Annotated in this window: 11 protein-coding genes and 2 riboswitches; all 11 genes read left to right on the forward strand. The window is 43.3% G+C overall.

Annotated features, from left to right (window positions below; genetic code table 11):
• Positions 1-35 precede the first annotated feature (35 nt).
• The 11 genes from NYE49_RS03515 to NYE49_RS03565 all read left to right on the forward strand — a co-directional run bounded on the left by NYE49_RS03515 (position 36) and on the right by NYE49_RS03565 (position 12,233).
• Positions 36-998 carry a MoxR family ATPase gene (locus NYE49_RS03515; protein ID WP_041333563.1) on the forward strand — a complete coding sequence of 321 codons (963 nt, stop codon included), beginning with the start codon at positions 36-38 and terminating at the stop codon, positions 996-998.
• Entirely contained in the window at positions 998-2,194 is a 1,197-nt protein-coding gene (locus NYE49_RS03520) for a DUF58 domain-containing protein (protein ID WP_047182201.1), read from the forward strand. The genes NYE49_RS03515 and NYE49_RS03520 overlap by 1 nt, the downstream gene beginning before the upstream one ends.
• A gap of 21 nt (positions 2,195-2,215) precedes the next feature.
• Complete coding sequence (locus NYE49_RS03525) at positions 2,216-4,429, forward strand: DUF4129 domain-containing transglutaminase family protein (RefSeq protein WP_047182202.1); 2,214 nt, start codon at positions 2,216-2,218, stop codon at positions 4,427-4,429.
• A 162-nt stretch (positions 4,430-4,591) separates the two neighbouring features.
• On the forward strand, positions 4,592-6,133 hold the full coding sequence (gene guaA, locus NYE49_RS03530) for a glutamine-hydrolyzing GMP synthase (protein WP_031315522.1): 1,542 nt from the start codon (positions 4,592-4,594) through the stop codon (positions 6,131-6,133).
• A gap of 107 nt (positions 6,134-6,240) precedes the next feature.
• The gene (locus NYE49_RS03535) at positions 6,241-6,774 is read left to right on the forward strand and encodes a sigma-70 family RNA polymerase sigma factor (RefSeq protein ID WP_015482893.1); all 534 of its coding nucleotides are present in this window, start codon (positions 6,241-6,243) and stop codon (positions 6,772-6,774) included.
• Positions 6,756-8,222: a DUF4179 domain-containing protein gene (locus NYE49_RS03540; RefSeq protein WP_047182203.1), complete on the forward strand. Its 1,467-nt coding sequence runs from the start codon at positions 6,756-6,758 to the stop codon at positions 8,220-8,222. Before NYE49_RS03535 ends, NYE49_RS03540 begins: the two co-directional genes overlap by 19 nt.
• A gap of 147 nt (positions 8,223-8,369) precedes the next feature.
• A riboswitch (purine riboswitch) is annotated at positions 8,370-8,471 on the forward strand.
• Positions 8,472-8,605: 134 nt separating this feature from the next.
• Entirely contained in the window at positions 8,606-9,928 is a 1,323-nt protein-coding gene (gene pbuG / locus NYE49_RS03545; protein WP_015252659.1) for a hypoxanthine/guanine permease PbuG, read from the forward strand.
• A gap of 210 nt (positions 9,929-10,138) precedes the next feature.
• The gene (locus NYE49_RS03550; RefSeq protein WP_047182204.1) at positions 10,139-10,942 is read left to right on the forward strand and encodes a hypothetical protein; all 804 of its coding nucleotides are present in this window, start codon (positions 10,139-10,141) and stop codon (positions 10,940-10,942) included.
• A 158-nt stretch (positions 10,943-11,100) separates the two neighbouring features.
• Positions 11,101-11,268 (forward strand): Fur-regulated basic protein FbpA, encoded by a 168-nt coding sequence (locus tag NYE49_RS03555; RefSeq protein WP_015482895.1) that lies wholly within the window; start codon positions 11,101-11,103, stop codon positions 11,266-11,268.
• A gap of 213 nt (positions 11,269-11,481) precedes the next feature.
• On the forward strand, positions 11,482-12,036 hold the full coding sequence (locus NYE49_RS03560; protein ID WP_015482896.1) for a DUF5698 domain-containing protein: 555 nt from the start codon (positions 11,482-11,484) through the stop codon (positions 12,034-12,036).
• Entirely contained in the window at positions 12,036-12,233 is a 198-nt protein-coding gene (locus NYE49_RS03565) for an NETI motif-containing protein (protein WP_003219403.1), read from the forward strand. Before NYE49_RS03560 ends, NYE49_RS03565 begins: the two co-directional genes overlap by 1 nt.
• A gap of 79 nt (positions 12,234-12,312) precedes the next feature.
• Positions 12,313-12,414, forward strand: a riboswitch (purine riboswitch).
• The last annotated feature ends 20 nt before the right edge of the window (positions 12,415-12,434 follow it).

The following is a 12,434-nucleotide window of genomic DNA, read 5'->3' on the forward strand; positions in this document are numbered from 1 at the left end:
TATGATGAATTTTGTAGATGACTAGGAGGAAAAGAATGTCATATCAAGAAGACCTGCATCCTTTGCTGGGGAAAGCAGTTGAACATATTAATAGAGTAATGGTTGGAAAACGAGACATCGCCATACTCAGCTTAGCAGCCCTTCTTGCCAAAGGGCATGTGCTGCTTGAGGATGTACCCGGAGTCGGAAAAACGATGATGGTCCGCGCGCTGGCAAAGTCTATCGGCGCCGATTTCAAAAGAATCCAATTCACTCCGGATTTGCTGCCATCTGATGTAACAGGGGTATCTATCTATAATGCGAAAACGATGGAATTTGAATATCGTCCCGGCCCGATTATGGGAAATATCGTGCTGGCCGATGAAATCAACCGTACCTCTCCGAAGACACAGTCGGCTTTGCTCGAAGCGATGGAAGAGGGAAGCGTCACGGTAGATGGCCATACGATGCAGCTTGCCGCTCCGTTTTTTGTGATGGCAACGCAAAACCCGGTCGAATATGAAGGAACCTATCCTTTGCCTGAAGCTCAGCTTGACCGTTTTTTATTCAAACTTCGGATGGGTTATCCGTCCTTTAATGAAGAGCTTGACGTCTTATCTCTTCAGGAAAAAAGCCATCCGATTGAGACGCTTGAGCCGGTCATTGCAAAAGAAGACTTCATCCGTTTACAGCGGGAAGTGCAAAATGTCCGTGCTGATGACAGCATTAAGGAATATATCGTTGAAATCGTGCAGAAAACGAGACAGCATCCTTCTGTTCAATTAGGCGTCAGTCCGCGCGGCTCAATCGCCCTCATGAAAGCGGCACAGGCATACGCGCTGCTGCATCATCGCGACTATGTCATCCCGGATGATATTCAATATTTAGCTCCTTTCACGCTGCCGCACCGGATGATGCTTCATCCTGAGGCAAAATTTGAAGGGATTCAGGCAGAAGCGATCGTAAGGGAGATCATGTCAGCTGTGAAGGTGCCGGTTCAAAGGTCGTCGGTCCGCTGATGAATAAGAAATGGCAATGGCTCGTATATGGTTGGAAGCTGATTATATTAACTTTATTGACGGCTGCTGTTTTTTCTTATGCGATGTTTCAGGGCGGCTTTGTCAGCTGGTTTTTGTTTTACGCGTTTCTCCCTTTTGTCTTGTATGCCGGGCTGCTGGCCTTGTATCCGCTCCGTTCTTTTCAGGCTTCAAGGCAAATGGATAGAACACAATTGCATGCGGGGGACAGGCTGGGCGTAACTGTTACGCTGAGAAGAAAGCTGCCGTTTCCGCTGATGTATATGGTAATTGAAGATTGCCTGCCAGAAGGAATTGAGTCCTTCAACCGAGACGGAGCCGCGGCCAAACGGCTCGTTTTTCCTTGGTTTAAACGGAGCATGACGATGTCGTATGAATTAGCTCGGGTACCGCGCGGAGAGCATCACTTTCATTCTGTCAGGGTGCGAACCGGGGATGTTCTTGGCTTGATTGAAAAAACAGCATTTTTTGAGCTGGATGATACCCTGTTTGTTTATCCATTCTTTCAGCGTTTTTCCTATCAGGTGAATGAGAGGCATCAGGAAGAGGGTGTAAGCGGTTCTTCTCCTATTCATCAGCACCATTCCTCAGTCGCAGCAAGTGTGCGGAATTATCAGCCGGGAGACCGGTTTGCTGCGTTAGATTGGAAGACTTCTGCACGGCGGAGCCAGCTGATGACGAAGGAATTTGAGCCTTCTCGCAGCAAAAATCTATTTCTGCTGATGGACCGTTTTTCCTCAGACGCATTCGAAGAGGTCGTTTCAGTGACAGCTTCGATTCTTCATTCTGTTTTAAAAAACGGCGCGGGCGCTGGCTTGGCTTCCATCGGAAAGGAAAAAAACATTTTCCCTATTCAGGAAGGGGATCAGCATTTTAAGCACATGCTTCGGCATTTAGCCATCGCTCATTGTGATGCGGCAGACCCGATAAGCCGATATGCACGGGAAGAGCTGGGAAAGCCATCTGTTCGCCAAGCTGATCAAGTTGTTGTCACGGGACAGTTAACGGAAGATATGCTGCACCTCGCAGAAATAGGAGGCGGCCGGGTTACGGTGATACTGGCAAAAGAGAAAGATGCTGAGCTCTCTCAAGCTGAAAATGTCATGATTGAACGCATGATGAAACGCCAAATCAGAGTTCGGGTCATGAGGGGCGGGCGAGTTTTGCGTGTTGTTTAGAAAGAGAGGTGACTGGTTCACATGCCGCACGATGATCACAAGGGAAGCCGTTTGAGCTTGCTGTTATTTTATTTTCTGGCTTTTTTATTGCTGTGGGAGTGGCTCAGGCCGCTGGACAGTTTTACTGAAACGAAACATACAGGCTTTTTTAGTGTCTTTATCGGCTTGACGTTTCTGCTGACTTTTTTCAGGATGAGGTGGTTTGTCACCGTTCCTTTTTGTGTCATATTTACATTGATCTCGATACACATCCTGTTCTATCAAGGATCTATATTCGACTTGAGCTGGGTCAGCTCTTTTTTGCAGGATGTCTATCTGAATATCACGCTGATTCAATCTGGGCAATGGAATGACATGATTCCTTCATTTCGGACCCTGCTGTTTTTTGTGCTGCTGTGGCTGCTGGTCTATCTCCTGCATTATTGGGTGATTTACCAGAGAAGAATTTTGTTTTTCTTTTTGATGACAGTAGCGTATATTACGATTCTTGATACCTTTACGCCATATGATGCCACTTTTGCCGTCATCCGTATCGTGCTGATCGGCTTCTTTATGCTGGGCCTTTTATACTTGGAACGCATTAAGCTGATGGAAAGAATCACACTGCCAAAAACATCTGTCCTGAAATGGTTTCTTCCTTTATCTGTATTGGTTTTGGCTGCAACGGGATTCGGACTCGCCGCTCCAAAATCAGAGCCGGCCTGGCCTGATCCGGTGCCTTTTCTTAAAAAAATCACTCATCAAGACCGCGTGTCTGCAGGGGAAAGCAAAATCGGATACGGGAATCATGATGAATCACTCGGCGGCCCGTTCCAGCAGGATGCTACACCTGTTTTTACATGGCAGGGAAAAGAGCGTACGTATTTCCGTGTGGAAACGAAGGACACGTATACCGGAAAAGGCTGGATTGAAACAGACACAGGCATGTCGTATCAGCTTAGCAATGGAAAAGTTGAAAATCTGTGGTTTGACCATAAGGTTGCGACAGAGCGCCGCACCGTCCGTGTAAAAATCGATAAGCACTACGGGTATAACCATTTGATGTATCCGATTGGTGCGGAAACCATTCAGCCAAAGCAGGCTGTCTCACTTGAAATGAACGGCAACACGGAGCAAATTTCTCCGATCAGTGAACAAGCCGGTGAAATCAGAAATATGGGGAATTATACTGTAACGTACAATTCCCCGGTCTATAAGCTGGATGAACTGAGAAAGGTAAAAGTGAGAAAAAACAGTGAGGAGTACACATTCAGCGATCGCTACATGCAGCTTCCAGATTCACTGCCAGAGCGGGTGAGAACCCTTGCGGTCAAACTGACTCAGGATCACGACAATATGTTTGATAAGGTGAAAGCGGTTGAGGACTATTTAGGGTCAAATGCGTTCACATATGAAACAGAAAACGTGACCATTCCTAAGAATGATGAAGATTATGTCGATCAATTTCTCTTTGAAACGAAAATGGGTTATTGTGATAACTTTTCTTCCGCCATGGTGGTGCTCTTGCGCTCGGCCGGGATTCCGGCCCGCTGGGTAAAGGGTTATACGTCCGGCGAATACAAAGAAGCAGGAAACAAAAATGGCAGCATCTACGAAGTGACAAATAACAATGCCCATTCCTGGGTAGAGGTGTATTTCCCGGAACAGGGCTGGGTTACATTTGAGCCGACTAAAGGGTTTACAAATCCGGCTGAATTTACTTCTTCTGACACAAAGGACTCCGGCAGCGATAACAGCAGCTCGCCGAAGAAAGCAAAAGAGAAACAGAAAGAAGAGAAAAAACAGCCGCAAAAAGAGGAAAAACAAAAGGAAAAGCGGGAGCCAGCTGTTTCTAAAAAGCCGTCCGCTTCGCATACCAATGCCGGTGCGGGCTTGTATGCAGCGCTTGCGGTTCTTGCAGTCCTCCTGGTGGCAGCTGTATTGCTGTATGTTTTCCGCTCGTTATGGATTCCTGTTTTCGCCGTGAGGAAATTGAAGCGGCGCAGCGATCAGCACGCGTTTTTTGAGGCATATGACGCGCTGCTGAAACAACTGAAGAGAAAAGGGCTGCCGAAACGAGGCAGTGAAACGCTGCGTGATTATGCAAAACGAATCGATGAAAAATACGACATAGAAGACATGTCAAAGCTGACATTAAGCTATGAAAGGGCGCTTTACAGAAATGAAGATTCTTCGGCGCTATGGAATGATTCGAGAGAGTTATGGGAAAATTTAATTAAAAGAAGATGGTCTTGACCACTTATCGACGTGTTGTTAGAATTAGTGAATATTATCGGAGTCTGGGAGCGAGTTGGCCTGACTCCGGCAAACGGCCTTGCCAAAGAGGACGGAGCGAGCTTCATATCTGTCCTCGTTTTTTTCTGTGTCAAAAAACTTAGAGGAGATTAGGTGACAACCATGACAAAGTTAGTGAATGAAATGATTCTTGTCCTTGATTTCGGCAGTCAGTATAACCAGCTGATTACACGCCGTATCCGTGAATTCGGTGTTTACAGCGAGCTGCATCCACATACATTGACGGCTGAAGAAATTAAAAAAATGAATCCAAAAGGAATTATTTTATCCGGCGGTCCAAACAGTGTGTATGATGAAAACTCTTTCCGCTGTGACGAGAAAATCTTCGAGCTTGATATTCCTGTTTTGGGAATTTGCTACGGCATGCAGCTGATGACTCATTACCTTGGCGGTAAAGTTGAAGCGGCAAGCCAGCGTGAATACGGAAAAGCAAACATCCGCATCGAAGGCACACCTGATTTGTTCAAAGATCTTCCAAACGAACAAGTGGTTTGGATGAGCCACGGCGATTTGGTTGTAGAAGTTCCTGAAGGTTTCACTGTTGACGCGACAAGCCATCACTGCCCGAACTCAGCAATGAGCAAAGCGGACAAAAAATGGTATGGCGTTCAGTTCCACCCGGAAGTGCGCCACTCTGAATACGGCAATGATCTTCTGAAAAACTTTGTATTCGGTGTTTGCGAATGCGAAGGCGAATGGTCAATGGAGAACTTTATCGAAATCGAAATGCAAAAAATCCGTGAAACGGTCGGAGACAAACAGGTTCTTTGCGCGCTAAGCGGCGGCGTTGATTCCTCTGTTGTTGCTGTTTTGATTCATAAAGCGATCGGCGACCAGCTGACTTGTATCTTTGTAGACCATGGTCTTCTCCGTAAAGGCGAAGCTGAGGGTGTTATGAAAACATTCAGCGAAGGCTTTAACATGAATGTGATTAAAGTAGACGCAAAAGATCGATTCTTAAACAAACTAAAAGGCGTTTCTGATCCTGAACAAAAACGCAAAATCATCGGTAATGAATTCATTTACGTGTTTGATGATGAAGCGGACAAGCTCAAAGGCATCGACTACCTTGCACAAGGTACGCTTTACACAGATATCATCGAGAGCGGTACAGCAACGGCGCAAACGATCAAATCTCACCACAATGTCGGCGGACTTCCTGAAGACATGCAGTTTGAGCTGATCGAGCCGTTAAACACGCTCTTCAAAGACGAAGTGCGCGCGCTTGGCACAGAGCTCGGCATTCCGGATGAAATCGTATGGCGTCAGCCGTTCCCAGGACCGGGCCTCGGAATCCGTGTTCTTGGCGAAGTAACAGAAGAAAAACTGGAAATCGTTCGTGAATCAGATGCAATCTTGCGTGAAGAAGTTGCAAATCACGGGTTAGAGCGTGATATCTGGCAATACTTCACTGTTCTACCTGACATCCGCAGCGTTGGTGTTATGGGTGACGCAAGAACATATGATTACACAATCGGAATCCGCGCCGTTACATCAATCGACGGCATGACATCTGACTGGGCGCGTATCCCGTGGGATGTGCTTGAAGTCATTTCGACACGTATCGTAAACGAAGTGAAGCACATTAACCGCGTGGTGTACGATATTACAAGTAAGCCGCCTGCGACGATTGAGTGGGAATAAGTAAATAACAAAGGAAAAACGTCCCTTTCAAAAGGGGCGTTTTTTTTGTTAACTTTTTGAAACCGTTTCGACAGTTTTCGTATCTAACAACATAGGAGGTGGATAAGGTGAAGGAAGAAAGATTGATTACAAAGGCGAGAAAAGGAAATGCTCGGGCCTTTGAAAAGCTTATGCTGGCACATCAGGAGACTTTATATAAAACAGCTTATCTCTATTTAAGAAATAAAGAAGATGCACTTGATGCTGTACAGGAAACAGCTTATAAAGCTTTTATCAGTATAGAAAAACTAAAAGAGCCAAAGTATTTTTTAACGTGGCTTACTCGAATATTGATCAATTCCATTTTTGCCATGAATAAAAAGAAAGGAGAATTGGTTCCGTTCGAGAAACATCACGATACTGGAATCGATCAAGGTAATATTGAGGAATATATAGACCTGCGAAATGCACTTGATACACTTGATGAACATGTTCAGCTCACGATTCAGCTCTATTATTTTCAAGATTATTCGATTTCAATGATAGCTGAACAAACAGGAATGGCAGAAGGCACAATTAAAACCCATTTACATAGAGCGAGAAAAGCATTGAAACAGGAGCTGGAAAAGGAGGATCAAAACAAATGGACAAACACCAAATGAAGCAGATGTATGATGACATAGCAGTGCCAAAGAAAGCACTCAAAAAGGCAATACATCAAGCTGTCGTTCGTGCTGAAAATGAAAGTAACACAAGGCGCCGTTTTAAATGGGCACGAACTATTACAAATGGAATGGCTATTGCTGCTGTGGTATGTATTTTGTATTTATCATCTGGTCTTTTTCTTCCCTCTGTAAACAAAGCGATGGGAAGCATACCCATTGTCGGACAAATTTATAAGGATTTTCAAGATAAAGTTGGTCTATCATTGTTTAAAAGCAATTTGGTCACAGCTTTAAATGAAAAAGCAGAGTCCAGGGGAATCACTGTTTCTGTAAACAGCTCCTATTACGATGCCGGACAGCTTGTTTATAACTTCACTGTTGATAACTTCCAGTCTGATGAAAAAGAGATCATGTATGATGTCGACGAAACGAGTTATAACGACAACTTTTCAATCAACTACGATTCCTTAATGCTTAAAAAATTAAATAACAAGCAATACGCAGGACAATTAAGGATTTATACAAATGGTACTGAAATAAAAAATGGGGAAACCGTGCCCTTTGTAATTACTCATATCAATGAAATACAGGGAAATTGGAGATTCAAACTGCCTATTACCAAAAAGAATGCGGGTTATTTAGAAAGCTCAAAAGTTATATCGGCTTATCATAATCGTTATCAATTTTCCAATATTCAAGTGGAAAACGGGAAACTTGGATCTGTCCTTCAATTTACAATCGATTATCAAGGCATAGCAAAGCATGATACGGTTGAAATTAACGAAGTTAAAGATGATTTAGGAAACACATATGAGATGTCAGAGTCAAACATCGAACTTGGAGATCGCATAAAGGTAAACGAGAGAACGGTAAGAGCAAAAGGACAAACACAGTTAGAATCACCAATTAATCCAAAGGCGAAAAAGCTAACATTAATTGCAGATATTAGATCTGAGGCTGAGGGTAGTGAAATAGTCCCGCTAAATGCAGGGATGCCGTATCGTCTTTCTGAAACAAAACATCAAAACATAGGGATTGAAATCGAGAACATTAAACAAGAAGGGAGGAAAGTATTGGTTCATTACCGCTTCACAGGAGTTGATACTTCAAGTATGTCAAAAGATGACTTAGTAAATATAGGTGAAATGATTGGCCTTGGTGATATGAAAAAAATGCAATCATGGTCTGATCCAATGGCCTATTATGAAGAAGGTTATTATTTGAAATGGAATAAAGCTGAAGTGCAAAATATGGACACAGCAGAAATGCTATCTACTTTTGAACTGGATGATGCCTATCTTGATAAGTTGTCTTTAAAGCATTTTGAGTTTAATGAATACGGTCTGTATATTGATAACGGCGTTTTAAATGACCTGATTCAACTAAAGCCATTCTCGTTTACTGTACCAGTGCATCAGGTGAGTCAGCCGACCGAAAAAAAATAATCATAAGTTGAAAAGCCGTATGTTGCCATACATACGGTTTTTATCATTGTTACCAATTTAGTCAATAGACGAATAAACCAATTTTTTTAATAAGTAATGTTCGTTGTTTATATTGTCAATTCAAAATGAACTTGGTACAATAGACACAGAAATCAAATAAGATGAATTCGTATAATCGCGGGAATATGGCTCGCAAGTCTCTACCAAGCTACCGTAAATGGCTTGACTACGTAAACATTTCTTTCGTTTGATATAAATAAAACACGTTTATTTATTCGAACTGAAATCCGTCTGTAGTCAAGCGTCCCAAAATTATTGGGGCGTTTTTTATTTGGCGATTTCAGGACAGAATAAATAGCAAAGAGTGAAGGGAGTCAAATAGCTTGAAAAAGTATTTTCAGTTTGATGAGCTGGGCACCAGCTATCGCAATGAAATCATTGGCGGATTAACGACTTTTTTATCTATGGCATATATATTGTTCGTCAATCCGATTACGCTTGCTTTGGACAGCGTGAAAGATTTTCCGGAGGCGCTGAGAATTGACCAGGGTGCGGTCTTTACGGCGACAGCGCTGGCGTCTGCAGCAGGCTGTATCTTAATGGGATTAATAGCGAGATATCCGATTGCCATCGCGCCGGGTATGGGGCTGAACGCGTTTTTTGCGTTTTCTGTTGTCCTTGGTATGGGCATTTCATGGCAGGCAGCTTTGTCTGGTGTTTTTATTTCAGGTCTTATTTTCGTTGCTCTTTCTTTAACAGGTTTTCGTGAAAAAATCATTAACGCCATTCCGCCTGAGCTGAAATTGGCAGTCGGTGCGGGGATCGGCCTGTTTATTACATTCGTTGGTTTGCAAGGCTCAGGAATCATTACTGCAAATCCTTCTACGCTCGTCACGATCGGAAATATTCACAGCGGTCCTGTGCTGTTAACGATTTTCGGTGTGATTGTCACGGTTATTTTAATGGTGCTTCGCGTGAACGCAGGCGTGTTTATCGGGATGCTGTTAACAGCGGTTGCCGGCATGATTTTCGGTTTGGTTCCGGTTCCGACTCAAATTGTCGGCAGTGTGCCGAGCCTTGCGCCGACTTTCGGACAAGCGTGGATTCACCTCCCGGATATTTTCTCCGTACAAATGCTGATCGTTATTTTAACATTCTTGTTTGTCGGATTTTTTGATACAGCTGGTACACTTGTTGCTGTGGCGACACAAGCTGGTTTAATGAAGGAAAATAAATTGCCGCGTGCGGGCCGTGCGCTTTTAGCTGATTCATCTTCTATTGTGATCGGTGCCGTGCTTGGTACGTCTACAACAACTTCTTATGTGGAATCAAGCTCAGGTGTCGCTGCTGGTGCCCGTTCAGGGTTTGCCGCAATTGTAACAGGGATTCTCTTTTTACTGGCTACGTTTTTCTCGCCGCTCCTATCAGTCGTTACATCAAATGTAACAGCTCCGGCGCTTATTATTGTTGGTGCATTGATGGTGGCGCCGCTTGGCAAAATCGCTTGGGATAAGTTCGAAGTGGCCGTTCCTGCTTTCCTTACCATGATCATGATGCCGTTAACGTACAGCATCGCGACTGGTATTGCCATCGGATTTATTTTCTATCCGATTACAATGGTGTGCAAAGGAAAAGCAAAAGAGGTTCATCCAATCATGTACGGGCTGTTTGTCGTATTTATCCTGTACTTTATCTTCTTAAAATAAGAATTGAAAAACCAGCTGCACCGGCAGCTGGTTTTTTTGTTGCAAAAGATAAAACCATTTCATACGATATACCGTCATGTAGATGTGCCGCCATGCTTTACTTAAATGGAAATGACTTGACTGTTCAGGAAGGCTTCGGTACCTTATATAAGTGTTTTATTTTCTTGCTGAATGGTATTCCGCCGTATTTTTTTGATAGGAGTTGCTGACATGACGGAAGAAAGAAAAGAAACGTTTGAAGAAGAAATTAACCAGAGTGAAAGAATAGATGCAGATGAAGAACCGCTATCGAGAATGTCCAGAAAGGCGAGCCGGCAAAGCAAGCAGAAGCAAAAACAAAAGCAGAAACCGCGCCAGGAACGCGGTGAATCAACTGTTAAAGACAAGCTTGCGTCTGTTTGGGCGGCCATCAACAGATATTGCGGTTTTGCGTTCTCGATTTTAAAATCACCGGCGAAAACTGTCGTAACGGATGGTTTTTCTCATTATAAGTACGGTCTGATTTCAATGCTTATATTCAGTATCATTTTTTCAATTGGGAATTGGTTTCAGTTAAAGGCAAGCTGGAATCGGCCGCTCGGTTTCGGAGAACGCCATCATGCTTTCTATGACGGGTTTTTAGTTGTTCTTGTGTATCTGCTGATCTTTTTCGCGGTAATGGTCTTTGCTATATGGGCTGTCTCCCGCTATATGATGAAGCAGAAGGTGACGTTCAGAGAAGCGGCTGCCGTATTGGGTTCATTGCTTGTACCGATAATTGCTGTTTCAATCCTTTGGCTGATCTTTGCGATCGTGAATGTCCCAATGCTGACAGTACTGTTTACGGTGCTGATCTTGTTTTCCATCTTTTTTATCATCGCGCTGTATGTACAGCGTGTGTACCAGGCGGCACAAGATGCACCAATTGATTATATCTATTGTGTATTTGCAGTGGTTGCGATAGCGCTGCTGTTTACTGCAGTGACTTGGCCGTTTATCTCTGAATATTTTACGGCGTCGCTGATTCCGCTTTAATGAAAAAACCGGCTAATCCTAGCCGGTTTTTTTATGTCACACTTTTTACAAATATATCTAAAAAACATAGTTGATTTGTAGGAATAACCCGTGTATGATGGGGAAAATGCTGAAAACGTCCAGCGCAAAAACCTTTATGTTTAAGGAGGATGATGGACATGGCTGATGTACTCCGCCGAGCAATTAAACAAAAGAAGCAATTTTTAAAAACCAAATTACTGCTCTCGGAATTTTATCAAGGAAGAGGGGAACAGCTTGCTGACTACACGCTGAGTGAGCTTGAGAAAGAATACAAGTCCCTTCAGAAAATGAAAAAAGAGATCTGACAATAGATATAAAGAGGTGAGTCTGCTGAAAAGCGGGCTTTTTTGTTTTGATTTTGAAAAGGCGAGAAAGAGGGTAAACTACTACTGTTCAACGCATAAAAGCATGTCGAAATATTTTGCTTAAGCTTACGGGCGAAGCTGATTGTAAACGGCTCATTTCTCTAGTAGAATATGAATGCTTTGTGCAAGCTGAAGAGTAGGGGGATGAATAAAATGATGCAAACCATCTTATCAAATGGGATAGCCATGGTTCTCATAATTCTCATTATTAATATTGTCTATGTGTCATTTTTTACGATAAGAATGATTTTAACGCTGAAAGGACAGCGTTATTTAGCGGCCGGCATCAGTACGATTGAAATACTGGTTTATGTGACAGGGCTGAGTCTGGTGCTCGATAACTTAGACCAGATTCAAAATGTGATCGCGTACGCGCTCGGTTACGGTCTTGGCGTAATTGTCGGCATGAAAATAGAAGAAAAATTGGCGCTTGGCTATATTATGGTCAATGTGATTACGAAGGAGCTCGATCTTGATCTTCCGAAGCAGCTCCGTGAAAAAGGCTACGGCGTGACAAATTGGGTGGCAGGCGGGCTTGAAGGCGACCGCACAGCCCTTCAGATCCTGACGCCGAGAAAATATGAACTCCAGCTATATGATACGATTAAAACACTTGATTCAAAAGCCTTTATTATTGCGTACGAACCAAAAACAATCCACGGCGGCTTCTGGGTCAAAGCGGTGAAGAAGAGGAGAATTAAAGAATAATGGCAAAGCCGAAGAAGAAAAAGTTTGAAGTGACAGAGCAGCAAACGATTGATGCGGTGCTTCAGCAAATGAAAGAAGAAGGATATCTGCCTGTAAGGCGAATGGAAGAGCCTATTTTTATGGAAAAAAAGGAAAATGGGTCAATTCAGATCGTTCCGTGCGGGAAAAAAATCGTATTTGAAGGGAAATTGATCTAAAACACGAACATTAGTAGAATGAATTTTTGTATCGTTCGATAATATCGTTGACATTATCCATGTCCGTTGTTAAGATAAACATGAAATCAAAACACGACCTCATATAATCTTGGGAATATGGCCCATAAGTTTCTACCCGGCAACCGTAAATTGCCGGACTATGCAGGAAAGTGATCGATAAAACTGACATGGATATATCGC

Source organism: Bacillus sp. FSL L8-0358 (assembly GCF_038593095.1).
Classification (GTDB): Bacteria; Bacillota; Bacilli; order Bacillales; family Bacillaceae; genus Bacillus; species Bacillus subtilis.